We start from the raw sequence: 22,393 nt of genomic DNA on the forward strand, positions 1-22,393 counted from the left end.
AACAGCGGGTTTTCGACGTTCAGGCCGCCATGAACTTCAAGTACGCACGGCCCTGGGCCTGGAACGACCTCTCCGTTCCCGGCCCCAGCGGACCAGCGAAGGGTTCAGTTGCGACTCCTGCCGTCTTGCCGCTCACGGTCCTGGCCCAGGTACCGATCACCTCGCCCCCGGAGACCATGATCCGCTTGAACACACCGTTCTTTCCGGGCACCACCAGCTCCGAATAGCCGGGAGCGAGGACAAGGCTCCGGTCCTGGTAACCGAGCAGGTACTCGTCGAACCCAGGCAGAGCCAGCAACGAGCGCGAGCCGGGGACGCCGTCGTCGAGCATTGCGGCCGACTCCGGCGTGAGCCAATAGCTGGAACCGCCGAACTGCAGCTCAACCAGGCTGTCCCGGACGGCATCGAGCGCGGCCCGTGCCTCCTTCAGCGGGATCTGGCTCCACCACGAGAAATCCTTGATGGTCGCGGGCCCGCGGCTCCTGACGTACCGGACGAGCAACTCGGCAATGCCTTCCTCACGGCTCAGGTCGCGTGACTCCGGGATCCATTCGTCGAACGGTACGAACAGTTGCTGCACCCCCACCTTGCCCTTGTTCACCGCCATGGGCCCTTGAACCAGCCACGCCCGCTGGCAGAGGCTGCCCAGCAAGTGAATGCCCCGTTGGGCCTTGGTGAGTTGGCCGGCTTCCTCGAAGGCCTGGAAGAGCTGCTCACGGCTTGCCCCTGGTCTGCCTTCTGCTTTGAGGGCTTCGGCGGTTTTGAAGGCGATGTCCCGGCAGTGTGCGATGTCGTCCGGGGTGATGGCAAGCTCCCGGTGGCGCCCAGCAACCATATTCATCAGCCGGCCACTGGTGATGCCCAGAATCCAACGAAGGTCCTCCGGTGCCAGCAGATGCAGCGTGCCGCGCATCGGCCACGAGCGAACCACCGTCCCGGCGTCGAGGGCCGCCCGGACATCCGAGGCGGCAGTACCGGGGACCCGTTGGCCCACAGCCCACAGGGCCGCGCCAAGGTCCTGTGCCTGCATGGCGGTCATCCAGCGGACGGCACCGGGAACCGTGGGAAAGCCGCCACCCAACAGGCCTTGGTTGGCGAGCCGCAAGCGGCCCAGAACGCGCGGGGTAAGGGGTACAGGCATGCTTCATCCTAAAAGGACCGGCAAGTACAGGGAACCTTGCCGCGCCTCCCAGCCGTCACCCAGCAGCGGCTTCTAGGATGAATTCATGCTTTTTGGTGATCTCGCTCCGTTTGTGCGGCCGTTGAGCCGGTGGTTGGCAACCGCCGGCTGGTTCTGCACGCTTGTGGGACTCGGATCCGGGCTGATTGTGGCGGTGGGAACGGGAGTGAGCCTCTCCCCCTCCATGCAGGCCATCCAGACCGTCAGTTTGGTGGCGACAGCTGCTGCGGCGCTGCTGATCGGAACGGCAGCGGCCAGCCAACCTCCCGCGGGCCGTCATGACGATGCTCCCGAGCCCTGGTACTACCCCGCCGCCGCAGCGCAGGTCCGCAGCTTCCTCCTCGGCGCGATCGTGTTGCTGCTGGGCCTGGTGGGCTTTGCCACGGCGGGCGTGTTCATGCCCAGCGGCCCGTCGCCGCAAAGCATCGCGTTCAGCCAGATCTTCCTGTTGGGAGCGGTCAGCTGCGGGCTCACCTTCCTGCTGCTCAACAAAGTGCTGCCCATCGCCGAACGCCGCACGCGCTAGCCTTTGCGCGCCGAGGGGTCAGGTCTCAACCCAAAGCCACGCCCCACATAGAGCCGAGATCTCACCCCTCGCGGGAGTGCGCTAGAGGTTGACGCCGATCAGCAGCGGTTCCGGGTGCAGTTCAATGCCAAAGCGTTCGACGACGCCGGCCCTCACCTCGCGCGCGATGGCGAGCATATCCTCTGCGGAGGCCGAGCCCCTGTTGGTAATGGCAAGGGTGTGCTTGGTGGACAGGGAAGCCCGCCCCCCGGACACACTGGATTCCTCCAGCCCGAAGCCTTTCCCGAATCCGGCCTGGTCGATCAGCCAGGCAGCGGAGAGTTTCACCAGGCCGTCTGAGCCGGCAGGATACTTGGGGGCATTCTCCGGGAGCCCGGCAGCCTGGTCTGCGGGGACAATGGGGTTGGTGAAGAAGGAACCGGTGGAGTACGTATCGCGATCGGCGGCGTCCAGGACCATGCCCTTGGAACCCCGGAGCCGAAGGACTTCCCGGCGGACGTCGTTCGAGTAGGCACGCTTGCCTGCCTCGACACCCAGCGCCCGGGCCAATTCTGCGTAACGGACAGGGGCGCTCATCCGGCCCAACGGCAGCTGGAACTCGACGGTCAGGACCACATAGCGGGGGGACCCTTCAACAGTGGTTTGCTTCAGGATTGACTCACGGTAGCCGAACTTCAGCTCGGAATTGGTGAAAGTCTGGACGGCGTTGCGCTCCCGGTCCCATGTCCGGACGGCGGCAATGGTCTGTGACACGTCCGCTCCGTACGCACCCACGTTCTGCACCGGGGTGGCGCCTGTGGCTCCGGGGATGCCGGACAACGCCTCCAGGCCGGACCACGCATGCAGCACGGAGTGCTCCACCAGTGCATCCCAGTTGTGGCCCGCCTGGACCACCACGGAAACACCACCGCAGCTGTCCTCGGAGTTCACTGCAAAGCCCTCGGACGCGATCTTTACCACTGTGCCAGGGAAGCCGTCGTCGGAAATCAGCAGGTTGGAGCCACCGCCGATGATCAGGAGCTTCTCCCCCGCAGCGTCGGCCGAGCGGACGGCGTCGATGATTTCTGCTTCGGTGCGGGCCTCAACATAGTTCCCTGCGGGGCCGCCGACGGCAGCTGTGGTCAATTCTGAAAGGAGCATCTGGGTCACCAATCAAGCCTAACGGGCGTCGGCCGACTCCACAGACGTGGCCTTTTGCCGGCCGGCCAGCGGGGCCAGGAAGAAACTGACCACCAAAAGCACCAGCGGTGCCAGCAGGGAATGGAGGATGCCGAAGTGCTCAGCCAGCAGTCCAAGGAGCGGAGGGCCGCACAGGAACGCCCCGTAGCCGATGGTGGACACCACAGAGACGCGGGCGGCGGCATGAACGGGGTCGTCGGCGGCGGCAGACATTCCGACGGGGAAACCCAACGAAGCGCCAAGTCCCCACACGGCCAGCGCAACAAAGGCAAGCCAGGGAACCGGCGAAAAAACAAAAAGCGCAAGGCCGACGACGGCGGTGGCCGAGCACCAGCGCATCACCAGAACCCGCCCGAACCTGTCGAGGATGACCGTCCCTGTGAAGCGCCCGATGGTCATGAACGTCACGAACACCCCGTAACCTACGGCGCCGGCAGCATCACTTTGGCCGTGCCCGTCTGCCAGCGCCAAGGCCACCCAGTCGCCCGCAGCGCCTTCAGCCAAAGCCAGGCCAAGGACCAGGACACCGATCAGCAGCGTCCGGCGGTCGCGCCATGCGAGGGCAACAAGACGCTTGTTGTCCAGCGGGGCGGCTGCCTTGTCTCCATCCTGGCCGGATGGCGCGGGAGTGATGACAGGCAGGGGGCCCGTGGAAGGGTCACGGAAGGTATCGGTCTCCCTGGGCCGGTAGCTTGTGGCGGCTTGGGCCGTCTTTTCCGAGCGGAACCAGAAGCCCGCCGTCACTACCGAGGCCGTCACCACGAAGCCCGAAATCAGGAAGTGCCAGAAAACCGGCATGTCCACGGCGGCTGCCCAGGCACCAAAGCCTGCCGCAGCCACAGTTCCCAGGCTGAACGCCCCGTGCAGGTGCGGCATAATGTGCCGGTCGAGTGCCCGTTCGAGGGCCGCTCCCTCCACGTTGGACGCCGTATTCCAACTTGCTGTACCCAGGCCCAGCACCACCAGTCCAGCCGCAACCACCAGCGGGTTGGCGGCGAGCGAGGTCCCTACGCCGACCACAACCAGCCCCGCCCCCACCATGCAACTGCCGATTCTCGTGGTCAGCTTCGGACCCAGGCGAAGCACGATGAGGCCTGAGGCCGAAATCGAGATGAACGACGCCACCGTCATGCACATCAGCAACAGGCCGATGCCGCCCGGCGTCAGGTCCAGGCCGTCACGGATGGCCGGGAGCCGGGACACCCACGTTGCGAAAGCCACCCCGCTGGCAGCATAGGAAGCAAGAACAGCGGCGCGCCACCGCAGCATCGCAGTCGCGGTGGCGCGCGGTTCGCTGCCTTGGTGGGTGGTGTTCGGTTGGTTCAAGAGACCTTCACAACCGCCTGCGACTTCATGAGGACTTTCTGTCCGGCCGCTACCACGGTGAGGTCGATGCGGGCGGTGCGGGCATCGGCGTCGAGCGCTCCCACCACGCCGGTGACGTCAATGACAGCGCCGGCTTCATCGGTGCCGGTCGTGTCGGCCACCAGAACCGGCTTGGTGAAGCGCGTCTGGTAATCGACGACGGCGGCGGGGTCGCCGGCCCAGTCGCTCACCAGCTGGACTGCGGCGCCCATGGTGAACATGCCGTGGGCGATGACGCCCGGGAGTTCCACGGACGTTGCAAAGGCTTCGTTCCAGTGGATCGGGTTGAAGTCCCCCGACGCTCCTGCGTACTTCACCAGGTCCTGCCGGGTGACGGGAATGCTGCGCGTGCCGATTTCCTGGCCGACGCTAAGTTCTTCGAAAGTGTGGCTCATGGTTACTGTCCCTCTCCGCGGACCAGGATGGACGAGGTAGTGGTGGCGACCTTTTCGCCGGCTTCCGTGGAGATTTCGGAGCGTGTGGTGATCATGGCTCCCCCGCCCATGGCCCGGACGCCGTCCACGTGCAGCTCGGCTACCAGGCGGTCGCCGGCAACGATGGCGCGGTGGTGCGTGAACCGCTGGTCGGCGTGGACCACCCGGGAGAAGTCGATGCCCGATTCGGGATCCTCCACCAGTTGGGCGTCAGCACGCTGGGCGACAATAATGGCGAACGTTGGCGGTGCCACGAGGTCGCTGTGGCCCAGGGCCTTTGCTGCCTCAACATCGAAGTGCGCCGGGTTGGTGGCTTTCACGGCCTTGGCGAACTCGCGGATTTTTTCACGGCCGACGTCGTATACCTCTGCGGCAGGGTAGCTTCGGCCCTGCAGGTCCGGATTGATACTCATGGTCCAACCCTATCGGGCGGCAGCTTCCCGGGCCGAGTGAAGCCCGGAGGCACGCTACTTCTTGTAGCTCTTGCGGATCTTCTGGCCCCGGACCACCAGTCCTGTGACGTGCAGGATCAAACCGACACCGATCACGGGCAAAGAGGCCAACGCCAGCCCCTGGTTCCCCGTGGTGTTCCCAACAATGGACAGGATGAGCCCTACGGCGATCAGCCCCATGGCGCTGAAAACCAGCGCTTTGTAGGAGGTTGAGGCGGTGGCCCAGAATTGTTCTAGCACCGTACAAGTCTAACGGGGTGGGTGCGAGGGGTTGGCTTTCAAGGGAAAGGAGCCCTCTTTAGGGTCGGGACGTCGCCCCTCGCCGAAGGAGAAGGGTCAGAAGAGCGAGTCCTGCAAGGCCGGGATCTCGGTAGTGTGCGGGCCGAACTCGATCTTGCGGCCCTTCAAAGCGCCCAGATCTGCGACGAAGCTTCCCTCGACCTCGTTGCCTGAAGCGTCCGGCAGGCCGGCCAAGGCGACCGCCCCGGACAGTGAGCGGATCCGCAGGCCGTGCCCGCCGTCGTCGAAGGCTGACGGATAGCGGTGACGCACGCCGCCGGTTCGAACGGCGCAGAGGGTGTCGGCCAAGGCTGGCCTGTCCCACTCTTCCTCCACAACGGCGAAACCGGTCATGGCCAGCCCACCCAGCAAGCTCCGCACGCGCCCGGAGTGCTGCCGGTTCACCCCTGCAAGCTCGACGGCGTCGCGCGGCTCCACGAGTCCGGCCACCTTGGCAGCGGAGCGGACCTGCTGCACCAGGCCGAGCTCACGGGTCACAAGATCCTCCAGGACCCGGACCACGCGGCCATCTTCAGCATGGGCTACATAGGAAGCGTGAACCGCTCCCTGCTCGGCGAGCCTGTTCCACTTGCGTGGCGCAGACGCGGTACCGATCTTGGTGGCCCCGTTCGCAAAGGTAGCAACGTAGAGCCAATGCGGTTGCATGAGGTACGCGCGGAGGCCGGCAGGGACGGAGCCGCCCCGGTGGAAGTCGTGCATCAGCCGGGAATCGTCGCGGGCGAAGCAGGTACCGCATTGCTTGCCCCGCTCCGCACGGGAGCCGCTGCCACAAGGAACATGAGTGCGGTCTCCCGGGCCGTGGACCTTGGTGTGGCCAAGGCACCACAAGCCGGGGAAAACGCGCAGGCCCAGGGCTGAGCCCCGGGCCAACGCAACATCAGTGAACTCCGGCTCCGGGGACCAGAGCCTCAACGCCGGAGAGGAAGAGTCCCAAACGACTCCGTGGACCAGCATCTTTACCTGACCAGCTTGCCTACAGGGAAGGCTGGACTCCGAAAGCCACGGCGAGCTTCATGATCTTCTCGGCACGGCCCAGGCGCGGCAGGTCGGAACCGTCGCGGATGACGCGGCCGTTGGCTTCGAAGTCGTTCATGAAGTCAGTGGCCCAGGCGACGTCCGACGGCGTGGGGCTGATGACCTCGTTGATCACAGTGGTTTGGTCGATGGCCAGGCACAGCTTGCCGGTCATGCCCATGGTCACGGTGATGCCCGTCTGCTCGCGCAGGATGGGGTGGTTGGTGCCTACGGTGGGGCCATCGATCGGTCCCGGCAGGTTGCCGACGCGGCTGGCGACAACCAGCTTGGCACGCGGGTAGGCCATGGCTTCCGGAGTGGCAGCCATGCCGGTGTCGCGACGGAAGTCACCGGAACCAAAAGCAAGACGGAAAGCGCCCTGCGCACGGGCAATGTGGTTGGCTTCCTCGATGCCCAGGGCAGACTCCACCAGCGCGATCACGGGAGTCTTGCCGTCCATGCGGTGGTAGGACTCGGTGACCTGGTCGGCGGACTCGGTCTTGGCCAGCATCACACCGAGCAGACCCGGAGTGCCGCGCAGTCCGGCGAGGTCGTCGGCCCAGAACTTGCTGGTGGCATCGTTGATGCGGACCCAGGCCTGGCCACCTGCGGTCAGCCAGTTCACCACGTTTTCGCGCGCGGCATCCTTCTGGGAAGGGTCCACGGCATCTTCGATGTCAAGAATGATGGCGTCTGCGCGCGAACCAGCGGATTCGTCGAAAAGCTCCGTTTTCATCGCATTCACAAGAAGCCATGAACGGGCGATGTCGGCGGGAATGTTGCGGGTGGGCCGAATGGACTCGGCGGCGATGCTAGACGTCATGTATCTACCGTATCTGCCCTGCCGCCCGCAAGGCGAAGAATCCGGCCTCCTTGTGAGGATCAATACGAACTAAACCCCATATGACTGTGGAGTCCCGCAGTATGAACGTCCGACGGCGGTCCGCGCCAGTCATCTCCGTCGCACCTGTCGCTGTTGTTCACGGGACTCAACACTGCGTCTTGAGTCCTCCGATTGCCGGGCGTGGCTCAGGATTTCGTCCCGTTTCGGGCTGTTTCGCAGCGTTTCCGGGCGTTACCGCGCCACTTCCCACACGCCGTCGCCATGGGCTTTCATCGTTCCCAAGCCATTGCGCAGGGTCCCTGGCCATTACGTCAGCGGCCCACCCGATACCCACTCCAACCCATCGAAAGTAGCTCCCATGAAACTGCATCTGCCCCTCCTGAGCGTCGCGGCCGCCGTCGTACTAGCGCTGACGGTGAGCGGCTGCGGCGGTGCAGCCGAAGCCGGTCAGGGCGGTCAGCCAGGCAACGAGGTCAAAGAACTTCGGTACCAGGGCTCCGCCAACAACGTGACCTTCCCCGAGCTGGCAGCAGACCTCGGATACCTTGGCGACCTGAAGCTGAACTGGGTAGGCAACACCACCAGCGGCCCCCAGGACATCCAGTCAGCTGCGACGAACCAGACAGACTTCGGTGGCGCGTTCTCCGGCGCGGTGGTCAAGCTGATCGAGGCCGGCGCCCCCGTCAAGGCTGTGGTCAACTACTACGGCTCGGATGAGAAGACCTTCAGCGGCTACTACGTGAAGGCAGAGAGCCCCATCAAGGAACCCCGGGACCTGATCGGAAAGAAGATCGCGGTCAACACCCTTGGCGCCCACCATGAAGCCGTCATCAACAGCTACCTCACCAAGAACGGCCTGAGCCAGGACGAGATCGCGCAGGTTCAGCTTGTTCCCTTGGCTCCCAACGACACGGAAGAAGCAATCCGCCGCGGACAGGTGGATGCGGGCACTTTGGGCGGCGTGCTCCAGGACCGGGCCATTGAGGCCGGCGGTCTGCGGTCCTTGTTCAGCGATGTGGGACTCTTCGGTAACTTTGCCGGCGGCCAGATCGTCCTCCGCAACGACTTCATCGAAAAGAACCCGAACACCACACGCACCTTCACCACGGGCGTTGCCAAGGCCATCAAATGGGCGGCGGAAACACCGCGCGATGAAGTCATTGCCCGCTTTACCAAGATCATCGAAAGCCGCGGCCGCAACGAGAGCACGGCGAACCTCAAGTTCTGGAAGAGCCCCGGCGTGCCGGATGCAGGCGTGATCCAGGACCAGGACTTCACACGGTGGGAGACGTGGCTGAACTCGGCCGGAATCGTCAAGGACAAGCTCACGCCGTCCAAGTACTACACCAACGACTTCAACGATCTCGCCGCCGCGAAGAAGGGATGAGAATGACCGCGAAGATCAGTCTCAGGAATGTCAGCAAACAATTTACGGTCCGGGCCACGAAAACCACTCCCGCGACGACGCTCACAGCCATCGACTCCCTCAGCCTGGATGTCCGCGACGGCGAGTTCCTCACCCTGGTGGGGCCCAGCGGTTCGGGCAAGACCACGCTTCTGGACCTGCTTGCCGGGCTTTCCACGCCCACCTCGGGAGAGGTATTGGTGGACGGCAAGGCAGTAAGCGGACCGGGCAAGGACCGGGCCGTGGTGTTCCAGCAGTACGCGTTGTTTCCCTGGCGCACGGCCTCGGCCAACGTATCGATCGGGCTTGAAGGAGTGGGCCCGGATGGCAGGAAGCTGAACCGCCGTGAGCGCGCTGCGAAAGCCAGCGAGTACCTGGCGTTGGTAGGGCTGGCGGGCTTTGAGGACCGTTACCCGCACGAGTTGTCCGGCGGCATGAAGCAACGGGTAGCCATCGCACGGAGTTTGGCCTACGAGCCGGATGTGCTGTTGATGGATGAGCCGTTCGCGGCCCTGGACGCCCAGACCCGGGAGCAGCTGCAGGACGAGCTCCTCAGGATCTGGAAGGCCACCGGCAAGACGATCGTGTTCATCACCCACGGCATCGACGAGGCCGTGTATCTCGGCCAGCGCGTTGCCGTGCTCAGCGCCCGCCCGGGACGCCTTAAGGAAATCGTGGACATCAACATTCCGGACCGCGACGGCGACGAGGACATCCGTTCCAACCCCGCCTTCGTGGAGCACCGCCATCAGGTCTGGACGCTCCTGCACGACGAAGTCCGCCGGGCCCAGGACGCGGGCCACCGCAAGATCCTGCCCGACGGCAGCGCCCCCGACGAACCCGCAACCATTCCCGAAAGGAGCGCAGCCTGATGACCACCACGCTGACGCAAAAAGAAGCGGCACCCCAGGCGGGCGTCGTGACCGGGGCGAGGACCGCCGTCGAGCCTTCCGCTGCACCGGTTCCCGCAACGGAACGTCCGACGCCGGCCGCCGGCCGTGTCCGCCGGGTCACCGCGGCACTGGGGTCGGGCTTGTGGAAGTCCGCCGCCATCCTGGCGTTCCTCGCGCTGTGGGAGCTCGGACCGACGTACCTGGCGAGTCCCTCGACGCGGGTGTTCCTGCCGCCGCTGCACGAAGTCCTGCTGGCCTGGGGAAAGCTGTTCGAGTCCGGGACCATCCAGGGCCATATCGCGGCCAGCCTTACCCGCTCGGTGGCCGGCTTCGGCGCAGCCTTGGTGGCCGGTGTTTCCCTGGGCCTCCTGATTGCCTGGTATGGACGGCTGAATTCGGTCCTGAACCCGCTGCTGGAGCTGTTCAGGAACACTGCCGCACTGGCCTTGCTGCCGGTCTTCACTCTGCTGCTGGGCATCGGCGAGGAATCCAAGATCAGCATCGTGGCGTATGCCGCGTTCTTCCCGGTCCTCCTGAACACGATCGCCGGTGTGAAGACCGTGGACCCGCTGCTGATCAGGGCCGCGCGTTCGTTGGGGCTCAACAGTTTCCGGCTGTTCCAGAAGGTCATCCTGCCCTCCGCCGTTCCCACCATCTTCACGGGGATCCGCATGGCCGGCACCGCGTCCATCCTGGTGTTGATTGCCGCCGAAATGGTGGGCGCCAAGGCTGGCCTGGGCTACCTGATCGTGAACGCGCAGAGCAGCTTCCTGATCCCCGACATGTACGCGGGCATCCTCACGGTGTCCCTGCTGGGACTTGGCGTGAACTTCCTGCTGGTCGGACTTGAACGGCACTTCTCCCGCTGGCGGACCGCCGTGGGCGCCGCAGCTTCCTAGAACCTACCCCCGCGGCATCCGCCGCAACCATCACAACAAGTAAGGAAACAGAATCATGACCGTCATTACCGAAACCAAACTCGAATTCGCCAAACTCGGCTCACGCATCGGCGCCGAAATCCGCGGGCTGGACATCAGCGGGGATCTCAGCGAGGACACCGTGGCCCAGATCCGGGCAGCGCTCAATGAACACAAGGCCCTGGTGTTCCGTGAGGCGAACATCCTCAGCGATGAGGCACAGGTGAAGTTCGCTTCGCACTTCGGCCCGCTCACCAAGGCGCACCCAACAGTGGCATCGGTGGAGGGCGAAGAGAACGTCCTGCCCGTGGACAGCGAGAACGGCTCGGCCAACAACTGGCACACTGACGTCACGTTCGTGGTCAACCCGCCGCAGGCTTCGACGCTGCGCAGCATCGACCTGCCCGCTTACGGCGGCGAGACCTTGATCGCGTCCTCGGCCGGCGCCTATCAGGACCTCCCCGATGAGCTGCGCACCTTCGCGGACTCCCTGTGGGCCATCCACACCAACGATTACGACTACTCGGTGCCCAAGAACCTGGAACACCAGAACGCCGAGGAGCGCCGCAAGGAGTTCACCCGGCTGAAGTTCGAGACGGCCCACCCGGTGGTGCGGGTCCATCCCCTGACCGGCGAGCGCGGATTGTTCATTGGGGGCTTCGCGCAGCGGCTCAGGATCGTTGGTCTGTCCAACACGGAATCGAAGGACATCATCCGTCTCCTGCAGGCGTATGTGACCCGTCCGGAGAACGTGGTCCGGGTGAACTGGGAGCCGAACCAGGTGGTCCTGTTCGATAACCGCATCACGCAGCACTACGCCCCGGACAACTACGACGGCCAGCCGCGCAAGCTCAACCGGGTGACCATTGCCGGTGACATCCCTGTCAGCATCGACGGCAAGCCGAGCCAGGCACTCCAGGGCGATTCGACCACGTACTCCGTGGTTGCTCCGATCAACCGCGATTCGTAGTCATGTGTTGCTGTTTTAACCCAACTGAGTCGCAGTAACTGTCGTTCTGAGCGTTCAAAACGACGTCAACTGCGACTCAGTTGGGTTAGGGGAGGTTGCTTCCCCGGGCCGTCGTCCACAGGCCGTACCACTGCGCCCGGGTCATCTTCCCGGCAACCGCCGCGGCGTCCGCGCACGCTGAAATCCGGGCCGGATTCGTGGTTCCCACCACCGGCGAGATCCTGGCCGGGTGTTTCATCAGCCAGGCAAGCAAAACCGATTCAGGGGTTGTGCCATGCACCCCCGCCAGGTCTTCGAGCATGGTCGCTGTTGCCGACTCAGCCGGAGACAGATCCCCGGACCTGGCGCCCGTATAGCGTCCCTGGGCCAGCGAACCATAGGCCTGCAGCTCGACCCCCTTGGACATGCAGTACTCCAACGTCCCGTGCGGGAAGCTGTAGCCGGCATCCGCGGGATGGTTGACCAGCACGGTGCCTTCCAACCAGTCGCTGCGAAGCAGGCTCATTTCAAGCTGGTTGGCCACAATGGGCGCCTCCAGCGCATCCTGCAGGAACGCGATCTGAGCAGCGGACATATTGGACACGCCCAACTGCCGCACCTTGCCTTCGGCCATCAACTGCCCGACGGCGTCCGCCACCTCGCGCGGGTCCATCAACGGATCGGGGCGGTGCAGGAGCAGGACGTCCACATAGTCCGTTTGAAGGCGTTTCAGGCTTTCATTGACCCGTTCAAGAATTGCTTCACGGCTCAGGTCGTAGTGGGTTTGCAGGCCCCGCTCCCCCAGCCTGATTCCGCATTTGGTTTGCAGCGTGATCTTTTCGCGCAGACCCTGCGAACGGGCGAGGACTTCGCCGAACACGGCCTCGGACTTGCCGTTGCGGTAGATATCCGCATGGTCAAAAAGGCCTATGCCGATGCCCTGTGCAGCGTCAATCACGGCGGCGGCCTGGTCAATCTCGGCAGCGCCGTAGGACGTGCCGTCCCAAGGACCGCCAAGCCCCATGCAGCCGTAAATGAGGCGTCCCCGCCCGTTCGCGTTGGTCAATGTGGCTCCTTAGGCCTTGGAAACGATCCAGGCCGTGGTGTCGGACGGGAGCTTTCCGTTGTCCAACGGACCGCTCGCCACCACGACTTCACCTTCGGGCAGATCAACCGGCGCCCCGCCGAAGTTGGTGACGGTGTGCCATCCTCCGGGCCGGCGGAAGTGCAGCACTTCGGCGTTGCCGGTCTCCACCCACTCGAGTTCTTCATCCGTTTGCAGTTCACTGCGCAGGTGGAGTGCCCTGCGGTACAGCTCCAGGGTGGAGCCCTCAACGCCTTCCTGCTTGGCTACTGCATAGTCCGCGAACCATTCGGGCTGAGGCAGGTGCGCCGGACCGGTGCCGAAGCCGAAGGACGAACCCTCCGCAGTCCACGGCAACGGGACACGGCAACCATCGCGGCCGATCTCCACGCCGGGGTTCCTGAAGAACGATGGGTCCTGACGTTCGGAGTCGGGGATCTCCGTCACTTCGCGAAGACCCAGTTCCTCGCCCTGGTACAGGTATGCGGAGCCCGGAAGCGCGAGCAGCAGAAGCGTCGCGGCGCGTGCCCGACGCAAGCCGAGTTCGACGTCGAGCTCCTCGGCCGGCGCGCCGGCCAGCAACCAGCCCTTGCCGTCCTGGCCCTTGGGCTCTCCACCCGTAACGTCCTGTGCCGCGTTGGTTCCCTGCGCTACGGAGCCGCCCTTGGGCAGGCCGTAACGGGTGGCGTGCCGAACAACGTCGTGATTGGAGAAGACCCACGTGGAGGACGCTCCGGACTCCTTGGCTGCTACCAGGTTGTCCGTGATGATCTTCTTGAACGACGCGGCATCGAAGTCGGACTGCAGGAGGTCAAAGTTGAATGCCTGGCCGAGGCCTTCCGGGCTGGCATAACGGGCCCGGCGGGACTCGTGGACCCAGGCCTCTGCCACGGCGGTGCGTGGTGGGTTGTACTCGTTGAAGAGCTTGCGCCACTCAGCGTAGACCTCATGGACTTCATCGCGGTCCCAGAACGGGTGGGAACCGTCAATGAAGCCGTCGGTGCCGTGTGCCTTGGCTTCAAGGTCGGCCTTCATGGGCAGCGGCTCGGAAAGGTCCTTGGCCATGCCGTGGGCAACATCGATGCGGAACCCATCCACGCCGCGGTCGGACCAGAAGCGCAGGGTCTTCAGGAAGTCCTCCCGGATCTCCGGGTTCTCCCAGTTGAAGTCCGGCTGCTCCTTCGCGAAGATGTGCAGGTACCACTGGCCTGGCGTTCCATCGGGTTCCGTGATGCGTTCCCAGATGGGTCCGCCGAACACCGAATCCCAGTCCGACGGCGGCAGTTCGCCGTTCTCGCCCTTGCCGTCACGGAAGATGTACCGATCGCGGGCCGCTGAGCCCTTGGGTGATGCCAGGGCTTCCTTGAACCATTCGTGGCGGTCGGAGGAGTGGTTGGGGACGATGTCCACCACGATCTTGATGCCCGCTTCGTGCAGGGCAGCTGCCATCTCGTCGAAGTCCTCGAGCGTCCCGAGCTTCGGGTCCACGTTGCGGTAGTCGTCGACGTCGTACCCACCGTCGGCGAGCGCCGACGGATAGAAGGGGCTCAGCCAGACGGCGTCGATCCCGAGTTCCTTCAGGTAGGGAACCTTGGCCGTGATGCCTTTGATGTCGCCCAGACCGTCTCCGTTCGCGTCATAAAAGCTACGCGGGTAGATCTGGTAGACAGCCGCCTGGCGCCACCAGTTGGGATCGGACATGCGCTCTGCGTCGGTTCGGTGTGCCTGGGTGGCGGAGGTGCTCACGAAACTCCTTTGATTTAGAATCTAAATTTAGCTCCGGGACCAGTATGAAACGCAGGTCGCGGAAGGTCAACATTGGTCTAGCCCTTGACGGCACCCTGGGTGACACCGGCCATGACCCACCTCTGCGTGAAAAGGTAGGCGACGATCGCCGGCGCCATCGCCATCAGATACGAGGCAAAGGACACGTGGTAGTTGTTGCTGAACTGGGTCTGGAACAGGTTTTGACGGACCGGAAGAGTCTGCAGCGCCGGATCCGAAATGATCAGCGAAGGCATCATGAAGTCATTCCAGGCATAGAGGAAGGCGAAGATCCCCACCGTGGCGCTCATGGGTGCCAGGAGCGGGAAGATCAGCTTCCAGAACGTCTGCCACGTGGTGGCGCCGTCAATCCTGGCGCTCTCTTCCAGTTCCAGGGGGATCGAACGGAGGAACGCCGTGAAGAGCAACACGCTGAAACTCAGCTGGAACATGGTGGCCAGCAGGATGACGCCGAACGGGTTGTCCAGGCCCAGGTGGCCTGTGAGTTGGATCTGCGGCAGGGCAACAACAGGGAACGGGATGAACATGGCGCCCAGCAGGTAGAAGAACGAGTACCGGAAGAACCGGCGCTCCCAGTTGCGCACGATGGCATACGAGGCAAAGGCGGCCAGGACAATGGTGGCCAGCACAGTCCCCGCCGTGACCAGCAAGGACATGGCTGCCCCCACAGGGAAGTTCGTCAGGGTCCATGCCTGGACGAAGCCGTCAATGCTGAACGGCGCCGGAAGCGAGAATGCGTTGCCGTCCACGGCCTGACCCTGTGTTTTGAAAGCCATGGAAACCGTCACGTACAGGGGCAGCAGGACAGTCACAGCGCACAGCACAAGGATGGTGGTTGCGGGCCAGTTGACCCGCTCCGGGGACGGAGCCGCTTTCTTCCGCCGGTGGGTCCGCGCGCCGGACCCACGCTGGGTGTCATCGATGGGGAGGGTGGCTTGAGTGGTCATCAGAGTGCATTCCGTCCGCGAGTCAGCGAAAGCTGAAGGAGAGAGATCAGGATGGCGACCACGAAGAAGATCGTGGCATTGGCCATTTGGTAGGCATAGTCCCCGCCGTTGAAGCCCGCAATCACTGTCATGGCGATGCTCCTTGTGGACGTTCCCGGGCCGCCGTTCGTCAGCCCCACAATGATGTCGAAGGCATTAAGGAAGCCCTTGAAACCGAGGATGACGTTGATCACCACGTAGCCGGCGACGAGGGGAAGCGTGATTTTGGTCAGCTGCTGGAATTTTCCGGCGCCGTCGATCCCGGCGGCCTCGTAGACATCTTCCGGCACGGCGAGCAGGCCAGCGATGTAGATCAGCAATGCCCCCGGCACCGCCTGCCAGGCAGTCACAAGCACCACTGCGATCCACGCAAGGTCCGGGTTGGCCAGCAGGCTGTTCTCCAGCCACGGGATTCCTGCCGCAGCACCTGCCGCCGGGAGGGAATTTGAGAACAGGAAGTTGAAGACGTAGGCGATGATGATGCCGGAGACCACCATCGGAATAACAAAGACGGTCCGCAATGCCGTCTTCATCCGGATGCGGGCGGTCAGCCCCACAGCCAGGAGGAAGGCAACCAGGTTGACCGCAATCACCGTGACGATCGAGAAGCCGAACGTGAACAAGTAGCTCTGCAGGATGGCAGGATCACTGAAGATCGCTATGTAGTTGGTGATGCCAATGAGGTCCCAGTCGCCGATTCCGATCGAGTCGGTGAAGCTGAAGAAGATGCCGATGATGCCCGGAACCGTGATGGCCAAGGTGAACAGGACCAGGCTGGGCACCAGGAAGAAGTAGAAGATGGGTTCCACCCGGCGCCGGCTCCGCAGTGGCCGCCCGGCCTTCCGTTGGCTGGCCGGGCTGGACGTGGCGGATGTGCTGGATGTGGATGACGCGCTGGAGGTGGATGACGTGCTGGACGTGGATGACGTGCTGATGCTGGACATGTGTCTGACTCCCTGGAATCTGCACTACTGGCGGAACGCCAGCCGCGCCCAATCTGCGTCGAGTGTGCGGAGGGTGGATGCAGGGGATGCGCCGAAGACGATTGCCTGCGTGTAGTTCATGATGGGGATGGTGCGCGGAACCAGCACGGACGGGCCCTGGTACACGCGGGACTGTTCGTAGTACTCCGCCATGCCCGCAACCCGCGGGTCGGTGGCCTTGGCGGAATCCTTGGTGGGCCCAAAGCCCAGCTGCGATGCGTTGTAGGCGTCGATCACCTCCGGACGGTAGAGGTACTCCAGGAATTCGCGCGCGGCCTCCTTGTGCTGTGACGCTTCCGGGATCCAGGCTGCGAGGTCAACGTTGACGCGGACGCGCAGGTCCTGGGGGTCCTCGGTCATCGGCAGGGGGAACGTACCCAGCTCCATGCCGGGGGCCGTCTTGGCAATCTCGCTGAACGCCCAGGGGCCTTGCAGGTACATGGCCGCCTTACCTTGGGAGAAAGCGAGATTGCCGTCCCCGTAGGCCCGGCTCGCGGCGTCCTTGTTGACATAGTTCTGCGCCAGCGTCAGCATCTTCCCCACTGGCTGGTCAAAGTCCTTTTGGAAGGAGGCCGATGAATCCGGCCCCACTCGGGTGCCTTCGGCGGCGAGCTTCTTGAAGAAGTCAATGGTGTCCACCTGGCCGCCCACCGAGTAGTCGAACCACCCCTGCGCAATCGTCCAGTCGTCCTTCCACGTGGCATAGAAGGGGGTAACACCCACTGCCTTGAGGGCTTCGCACGCCGCGATCAGTTCGCTCCAGGTCTTGGGTACGGCGATGTTGTGAGCTGCGAAGATCTCCTTGTTGTAGATCACCGACGACGCCATGACCGAGTACGGCAACGCACTGGTGCGGCCGGGGTAGGAACCGTACTGGTCCATGAGTGGCTGGAGGTCCCCCCGGATGCGGCCGGCGGCTTCCGTGCCGGACAAGTCACTCAGGGCTCCCCTTTGCACGAAGCGGGAGGTCTCCATGTTGTAGTTCGCCAGGGCCACGTCCGGCGGATTACCCCTGACGAAGCTGGCGGAAACGACGTCCACACCGGAGGTGTCCAGCACTACCTCCGTTCTGTCCTGGGAGGCGTTGTAGTCCGCGACAAGCTTGGTCATGAAGCCGATGGCCTCGCGCTTGCTGAAGGTGAAGCGGATGGTCTCCTTGCCCGGCGTTCCGGTACAGCCCGAGAGGAGGCCGGCCAGGAGGGCCAGCCCCAGGACCATCGCCGCCAGGCGTTTCCTGCGCGTTGCTTTCACAGACTCCATAGTCCTTTCGTCGCGGGAACTCCGTTGGCTTCCGTGCCGTGGCGGAGTGGCCTGGTGCGGCCGCTGCCCAACTTTTGATAGGTCATAAATTTACAACCCATCGATAATGTTGGGTGATGGCCGCCACACCGTCAAGTGAAGGACGAAATGTGTTGTCATCTAAATTTATGCACTAAATTTAGATGCACCGTCCTGTCACCCCGATGGGCGGCATCTCATTCATCGGGAGTCGGAATGCTGACCGGAACTGCTCCGTCCACCCAACTCGTCCGCCGGGTCAATGCCGGCGCGATGCTCAAGGCCATGCGCGGCGCCGGAGTGGTGACGGGCACGGAGCTGATGGCCTCCACGGGACTCTCCCGCGCCACGGTCATCTCCATCTGCGACGAACTGGTCCGACTGGGTTGGCTCCAGGAACTGGAGAACCAGCGGGGAGCCGGGGAATACGTCAAAGGCAGGCCGGCCCGACGCTTTGTTTTCGACGACAGCGCGGCCACCGTGATCGGAATCGACATCGGCGCCAACAAGATCACCGCGATCGTGGCTGACATGGCCGGCACTCCCCTGTCCCAGGTCACTATGTCCTTCCGGACAGACACCGTGGGCGCCGATGAGCGCGCTGATGTCCTGGACAAAATCGCTGCAGACGCACTGGATAAGGCCAGCGCGACAACGGACTCCGTACTGGCCGTGTCGGTGGGAGTGGCTGCCCCGGTCAGCCGTGACGGGGACGTCCTTACCGTGCAGGAATTCTGGAAGTCCTTCGATGTGCGCGGCATCATCTCCGAGCGGCACGGATGGAAAGTACTCCTGGAAAATGACGCCAACCTGGCGGCCTTGGCCGAAAGATGGCAAGGCACAGCCCAAGGCGTGGACAACCTGGTGGTCATGCTGGCCGGCGACCGCCTGGGCTCCGGCATCCTGGAATCCGGCCGCCTCCTCCACGGCCAGCGAGGCGGATTCGGGGAGCTGGGGTTCCTCGACAACGTCGACGGCGTGGGCGACACCTACGGAATCGCCCACTATGCCGTGCTCTGGGGACAGGAAGCCCTTGAAACGGCGCGGGACAGCACAGTATTGGGCGAGCTCTGCGGGCAGGATCCTGCCGCATTGACCGCTGAAATGGTCTTCAAGGCAGCAGCCGACGGCGACCACGCCGCCTTAAAAGCCCTGGACCGGGTGGCCGGGCGCATGGCACGGGTGATTGGTTCCATCGCCACGCTGGTCAACCCGGAGCTGGTAGTCATTGCGGGCGGCGTTGCGCCGTCAGCCCAAGCCCTGCTTCCGGGCATCGGCAAACAGCTGCCGGACTTCACCTTCACTCCACCGCGGCTGGCTGCCTCGGTCCTTGGCGACGGGATCGTGTCACTTGGCGCAATCCGCCACGCCCTGGACTACGTCGAGGAACACGCCTTGGACCTCTACCCGGCGTCCTTGCCGAAACACACAGCGGCGGAACACACAGCGGCGGGACACACAGCGGCCGGCTAGTCCGGCATCGACATGGTGCGCAGGTCCAGCTGCCGCAGGACCCTGTCAGCCACCTCGGGATCAGTCCCCAGTTCATTGCGGGCCGCCACCACTTCCTGGCGGGCAGCATCCAAGGCGATGGTCTGCACGGCGATGGAAAGCTCACGTCCCCGCTTGCGCTTTTCGGCCGCAGATTCATTCCGCAAGGTGCCGTCCAAAAGCTCGGCATGCAGGCGCCGCATCTTCTCCTTGATCAGCGCAACTTTCTCCGGCGGTAGTTCCTTCATGAGATCGTGCTCTTTGAGCGCGGAGACTGCAGCGGACTGGGCCCGCTTGGCCAGCTCCTTGGCGGCGTCCTTTTCATGGGAGCCGTCCTCCGTGGCATCCAGCACGCGCATCAGCCACGGAAGGGTGAGCCCGGGAAGAACCAAGGTGGCCAAAAGCACGGCGCAGGAAATGACCAGGATCTCGTGCCGGGCAGGGAAGTCGCTGCCGTCGGGCAACGTCAGCGGCAGCGCCAACGCAAGGGCCAGCGTGGCAAGACCCCGCATGCCGCACCACGTCAAAATCAGCACCTCCTTGGGTGAGGTGGGCTGCAGAAGGTTGCGCCGCCGTCGGGCAGTCAGGGCAAGCAGCCCAAGCCAGAGGTACCGCACCACAAAAACCAGGACACAGATGACAACCGCCATCCCGATCATCCCAAAGATGGCCGTTCCTTCATCCCGGATGACCTGGCGGATTTCCAGCCCCACCAGGCCGAAGGCAAGGCCCGTGGCCAGAAGCTCCACCACGTCCCAGAATGCCGTCCTTGTGACGCGCTCAGCGGCGTCCTGGGGACGGGCATGGCGCTGCAGTTCCAAGGCAGTGACGACGACGGCCACCACGCCTGAGGCGTGCAACTCTTCGGCGAGGATGTAGGCCGCAAAAGGAACCACCAAGGTCACGGCGCTCCTGGCCACCATGGACGTCACCAGTTTGGTGATGAACCGGGTCAGCAAACCCATCGCAATGCCGATCACCACGGCAAGTGCCGCACCCAGCACGAACTGGGGGATCACTTCCGGGCCCACTTCCTTGCCCGACATCGTGGCGGCCACGGCAGCCTGGAAGATCACGATGGCCGCGGCATCGTTGAAGAGGCCTTCGCTCTGGAGGACCGTCACGAGCCGTCGCGGCATATGCACCCGGCCGGCCACGGACTCCACTGCCACGGGATCAGGCGGCGCCACCATGGCACCCAAAGCGATCGCCGCGGGGATTCCGATCCCCGGAATCATCAGCCACGCAGCACCCGCGACCGCGGCAGTGGAGACCACCACAAGCGCCACCGCCATCAGCAGCAAAGTCCGCCAGCGCACCCGGAACACCGCCCACGAACTCTTCTGGGCCGTGGCGAACAACAGCGGCGGAAGGAAGATCGGCAGGATCAGTTCCGGCGAAATCTCAAACTCGGGGAAGCCCGGAATAAACGTGAGCGCCACCGCAAGGAGCAGCATCAGGACCGGGTACGGCAGCCGGAGCCGGTCCCCCACACCGACAGCAACCACCGTTGCAAGCAGCAATCCGACTATGAGCGCCAGCTGATCCATGTTCCTGCTTCCCCGAATGGTGTACGGCCCCTCCCCGGGCAACACCGGAAAAGTTCCCTACCAACATATCCCGAGGCACAGACAGAACCGGTGGTCAGTCCTTGGTCAGGGCGTCCACTACGTCCTCGGTACCGTCCCTGAACGGGATGGTCCGGCCCACGGTCCCGGGCAGCTCCAGGACCGCCGCGGCCACCAGCGCAACATTGGCCCGGGAGGTCTGTGTGCCGTCGCCCGGGTTTTCCGGATTCAGCTCTATCAGGCCAGTGGCGGGGTCGTTCGTCAGGGTGCCAGGGCCCAGCACGGTCCAGTCCAGGTCAGTGCCGCGCAGGTAGTCATCGGCCGCCGCCTTGGACTCCGCGTAAGCGAAGAAGGGGTTCTCTGCCGGGACCCCGTGGTCCTTGGAAGCCCCAAGGTAGGACACCATGACATACCTGCGGACAGCCGCCTCCGCTGCCGCGTCCATGGAACGGATTGCCGCGTCCCGGTCCACGGCGTACGTCCTGGCAGGATTGCCCCCGCCGGCCCCCGCGGACCAGACCACGGCGTCATGGCCCCGGAGCACATGGGCGAGTTCCGCCGTCGTCGAATTTTCAACGTCAAGCACCTCGGCAGAGGCTCCGGTCTCCGTGACATCCGCCACATGATCGGGATTGCGGATGAACGACGTGACGTCGTGACCTTCACCACTAAGAATCCGGGACAGATGCAGGGCCACTTTCCCGTGGCCGCCAATAATCGCGATTCGGCTCATGGACCCATTGTGTCCCATAAACGAAAAACCCCGCAGACATCATCTGCGGGGTCTTGCTCTGTAGCGGTGGGGAGGCTCGATCTCCCGACCTCACGATTATGAGTCGTGCGCTCTAACCAACTGAGCTACACCGCCACGAATGAGAAAAACCTGTGTCAAGCCGGTCAAAACCGCCTTGACACAGGCCCTCATCCAGAGCCCCCCACCGGAATCGATCCGGTGACCTCGTTCTTACCAAGAACGCGCTCTACCACTGAGCTAGGGGGGCAACGAGTAAATACTCTACCGGACGTTTTCAGAAGCTACAAATCGGCGAATCGACCGGGAAAAATGGCGTCGACACAATTTGCAAAGACGCCTTTTTCCTGATCTACAAACGGAGAAAATCAGGGCAAGCGCAGCACCTGACCCGGGTAGATCTGGTCCGGGTTGGGCACCGTGTCCGCGTTGCTTGCGATCAATGCGCCGAGGTCCACTCCGAACTGCGCAGCGATCCCGCTCATGGTGTCCCCGTGCTCCACAACAACTTCTGTGACACGCGGTGCCACCGGCCCGGGCTGTCCTGACCCTGCTGCGGCCTCAGCAGCCGCTTCCTGGGCCTGTGGCCGGACTTCCGGGGCCTCGGGCTCCAAGCCCTCCTGCGAGGCCTCCGCAGCGGCTGCGGCATCCGCTGCTGCCTGCTGCTGCGCTGCCTGGGCTGCCGCGGCTTCGGCTGCGGCGGTGTCCGATGCTGAAACCTCGACGACGGCGGCATCCTCTGCAGCCTGGGTCACGGCAGTTTGTTCCTCCGATGACGCCGGCGCCGCACTGTCAGCAGGAACGCTGTCCGTGTGCTGCCTGTCCCCGTGTTCCCTGTCTCCGTGGTCCCTGTCCCCGTATCCCTTGTCCCCGAAGCCAAGGTTCTTCTTCAAGTTATCCAGCAAGCCCATGGAGCACTCTCCCCTGTTCTGCGGTCCGGCCCGTGCCTTGATCGTACGGCCGGTGACGTCCCGCGCGGAACCCCGTTAAACGCCGCAGGGGGCCGGCT

The 22,393-nt window shown here is 64.0% G+C and carries 22 protein-coding genes and 2 tRNA genes; 6 read left to right on the forward strand and 18 right to left on the reverse strand.

All coding sequences use genetic code 11. The features are described 5' to 3' along the window. Positions 1 to 19 precede the first annotated feature (19 nt). Positions 20 to 1,141, reverse strand: coding sequence for a winged helix DNA-binding domain-containing protein (locus IEY62_RS02810; protein WP_189013703.1), 1,122 nt, complete (start codon positions 1,139 to 1,141; stop codon positions 20 to 22). A gap of 85 nt (positions 1,142 to 1,226) precedes the next feature. Here IEY62_RS02810 and IEY62_RS02815 point away from each other — a divergent pair, with 85 nt between their 5' ends. Continuing rightward, positions 1,227 to 1,706, forward strand: a complete 480-nt coding sequence (locus IEY62_RS02815) for a hypothetical protein (RefSeq protein WP_189013706.1) — start codon at positions 1,227 to 1,229, stop codon at positions 1,704 to 1,706. A gap of 81 nt (positions 1,707 to 1,787) precedes the next feature. On the opposite strand, the gene IEY62_RS02820 is transcribed toward IEY62_RS02815, so the two are convergent. The 7 genes from IEY62_RS02820 to IEY62_RS02850 all read right to left on the reverse strand — a co-directional run bounded on the left by IEY62_RS02820 (position 1,788) and on the right by IEY62_RS02850 (position 7,273). Further along, complete coding sequence (locus IEY62_RS02820; RefSeq protein ID WP_189013708.1) at positions 1,788 to 2,855, reverse strand: UDP-N-acetylmuramate dehydrogenase; 1,068 nt, start codon at positions 2,853 to 2,855, stop codon at positions 1,788 to 1,790. A 9-nt stretch (positions 2,856 to 2,864) separates the two neighbouring features. Further along, complete coding sequence (locus IEY62_RS02825; protein WP_229785013.1) at positions 2,865 to 4,211, reverse strand: MFS transporter; 1,347 nt, start codon at positions 4,209 to 4,211, stop codon at positions 2,865 to 2,867. Next, positions 4,208 to 4,645 (reverse strand): MaoC family dehydratase, encoded by a 438-nt coding sequence (locus IEY62_RS02830; protein ID WP_018776732.1) that lies wholly within the window; start codon positions 4,643 to 4,645, stop codon positions 4,208 to 4,210. Before IEY62_RS02830 ends, IEY62_RS02825 begins: the two co-directional genes overlap by 4 nt. A 2-nt stretch (positions 4,646 to 4,647) precedes the next feature. Then, on the reverse strand, positions 4,648 to 5,097 hold the full coding sequence (locus IEY62_RS02835) for a MaoC family dehydratase N-terminal domain-containing protein (protein WP_018776733.1): 450 nt from the start codon (positions 5,095 to 5,097) through the stop codon (positions 4,648 to 4,650). Between the two features lie 54 nt (positions 5,098 to 5,151). Further along, positions 5,152 to 5,376: a DUF3188 domain-containing protein gene (locus tag IEY62_RS02840; protein WP_189013710.1), complete on the reverse strand. Its 225-nt coding sequence runs from the start codon at positions 5,374 to 5,376 to the stop codon at positions 5,152 to 5,154. A 96-nt stretch (positions 5,377 to 5,472) separates the two neighbouring features. Beyond that, complete coding sequence (locus IEY62_RS02845; protein WP_189013712.1) at positions 5,473 to 6,390, reverse strand: DUF2797 domain-containing protein; 918 nt, start codon at positions 6,388 to 6,390, stop codon at positions 5,473 to 5,475. A 19-nt stretch (positions 6,391 to 6,409) separates the two neighbouring features. Continuing rightward, the gene (locus IEY62_RS02850) at positions 6,410 to 7,273 is read right to left on the reverse strand and encodes an HpcH/HpaI aldolase/citrate lyase family protein (protein ID WP_144648636.1); all 864 of its coding nucleotides are present in this window, start codon (positions 7,271 to 7,273) and stop codon (positions 6,410 to 6,412) included. Between the two features lie 379 nt (positions 7,274 to 7,652). On the opposite strand from IEY62_RS02850, the gene IEY62_RS02855 reads away from it, so the two are divergent. From IEY62_RS02855 to IEY62_RS02870, 4 genes are read left to right on the forward strand one after another with little or no spacing between them, the layout of a single operon-like run. Next, positions 7,653 to 8,681: an ABC transporter substrate-binding protein gene (locus IEY62_RS02855; RefSeq protein WP_189013714.1), complete on the forward strand. Its 1,029-nt coding sequence runs from the start codon at positions 7,653 to 7,655 to the stop codon at positions 8,679 to 8,681. A 2-nt stretch (positions 8,682 to 8,683) separates the two neighbouring features. Continuing rightward, positions 8,684 to 9,571: an ABC transporter ATP-binding protein gene (locus IEY62_RS02860; protein WP_189013716.1), complete on the forward strand. Its 888-nt coding sequence runs from the start codon at positions 8,684 to 8,686 to the stop codon at positions 9,569 to 9,571. Further along, positions 9,571 to 10,491 (forward strand): ABC transporter permease, encoded by a 921-nt coding sequence (locus IEY62_RS02865; protein WP_189013718.1) that lies wholly within the window; start codon positions 9,571 to 9,573, stop codon positions 10,489 to 10,491. Before IEY62_RS02860 ends, IEY62_RS02865 begins: the two co-directional genes overlap by 1 nt. Before the next feature lie 55 nt (positions 10,492 to 10,546). Beyond that, positions 10,547 to 11,479 carry a TauD/TfdA dioxygenase family protein gene (locus IEY62_RS02870; protein ID WP_189013719.1) on the forward strand — a complete coding sequence of 311 codons (933 nt, stop codon included), beginning with the start codon at positions 10,547 to 10,549 and terminating at the stop codon, positions 11,477 to 11,479. 85 nt (positions 11,480 to 11,564) lie between these two features. On the opposite strand, the gene IEY62_RS02875 is transcribed toward IEY62_RS02870, so the two are convergent. The 5 genes from IEY62_RS02875 to IEY62_RS02895 form a co-directional block, all read right to left on the reverse strand. Next, the gene (locus IEY62_RS02875; protein WP_404593864.1) at positions 11,565 to 12,524 is read right to left on the reverse strand and encodes an aldo/keto reductase; all 960 of its coding nucleotides are present in this window, start codon (positions 12,522 to 12,524) and stop codon (positions 11,565 to 11,567) included. Positions 12,525 to 12,533: 9 nt separating this feature from the next. Further along, positions 12,534 to 14,288, reverse strand: a complete 1,755-nt coding sequence (locus IEY62_RS02880) for a glycoside hydrolase family 13 protein (protein ID WP_189013721.1) — start codon at positions 14,286 to 14,288, stop codon at positions 12,534 to 12,536. A gap of 77 nt (positions 14,289 to 14,365) precedes the next feature. Next, complete coding sequence (locus IEY62_RS02885; RefSeq protein ID WP_189013723.1) at positions 14,366 to 15,274, reverse strand: carbohydrate ABC transporter permease; 909 nt, start codon at positions 15,272 to 15,274, stop codon at positions 14,366 to 14,368. Next, complete coding sequence (locus tag IEY62_RS02890) at positions 15,274 to 16,257, reverse strand: carbohydrate ABC transporter permease (RefSeq protein ID WP_229785016.1); 984 nt, start codon at positions 16,255 to 16,257, stop codon at positions 15,274 to 15,276. Before IEY62_RS02890 ends, IEY62_RS02885 begins: the two co-directional genes overlap by 1 nt. Before the next feature lie 24 nt (positions 16,258 to 16,281). Beyond that, a complete protein-coding gene (locus IEY62_RS02895; RefSeq protein ID WP_229785017.1) occupies positions 16,282 to 17,556 on the reverse strand; it encodes an ABC transporter substrate-binding protein in 1,275 nt (424 codons plus the stop codon). 234 nt (positions 17,557 to 17,790) lie between these two features. Between IEY62_RS02895 and IEY62_RS02900 the strand changes: the two genes are divergently transcribed. After that, positions 17,791 to 19,047, forward strand: coding sequence for an ROK family protein (locus IEY62_RS02900; protein ID WP_189013725.1), 1,257 nt, complete (start codon positions 17,791 to 17,793; stop codon positions 19,045 to 19,047). On the opposite strand, the gene IEY62_RS02905 is transcribed toward IEY62_RS02900, so the two are convergent. From IEY62_RS02905 to IEY62_RS02925, 5 genes are all read right to left on the reverse strand, one after another. Further along, positions 19,044 to 20,615: a Na+/H+ antiporter gene (locus IEY62_RS02905; protein WP_189013727.1), complete on the reverse strand. Its 1,572-nt coding sequence runs from the start codon at positions 20,613 to 20,615 to the stop codon at positions 19,044 to 19,046. The two genes, IEY62_RS02900 and IEY62_RS02905, sit on opposite strands and share 4 nt — an antisense overlap. 94 nt (positions 20,616 to 20,709) lie before the next feature. Next, positions 20,710 to 21,366 (reverse strand): NAD(P)-binding oxidoreductase, encoded by a 657-nt coding sequence (locus tag IEY62_RS02910; protein WP_189013730.1) that lies wholly within the window; start codon positions 21,364 to 21,366, stop codon positions 20,710 to 20,712. Positions 21,367 to 21,427: 61 nt separating this feature from the next. Next, positions 21,428 to 21,501, reverse strand: a tRNA-Met gene (locus IEY62_RS02915). 61 nt (positions 21,502 to 21,562) lie between these two features. After that, positions 21,563 to 21,634 (reverse strand) — tRNA-Thr (locus tag IEY62_RS02920). Between the two features lie 118 nt (positions 21,635 to 21,752). Next, on the reverse strand, positions 21,753 to 22,295 hold the full coding sequence (locus IEY62_RS02925; RefSeq protein ID WP_189013732.1) for a LysM peptidoglycan-binding domain-containing protein: 543 nt from the start codon (positions 22,293 to 22,295) through the stop codon (positions 21,753 to 21,755). Between the last annotated feature and the right edge of the window lie 98 nt (positions 22,296 to 22,393).

Origin of the sequence: Paenarthrobacter histidinolovorans, from assembly GCF_014647595.1 — a bacterium.
In the GTDB taxonomy this organism is placed as follows: domain Bacteria; phylum Actinomycetota; class Actinomycetes; order Actinomycetales; family Micrococcaceae; genus Arthrobacter; species Arthrobacter histidinolovorans.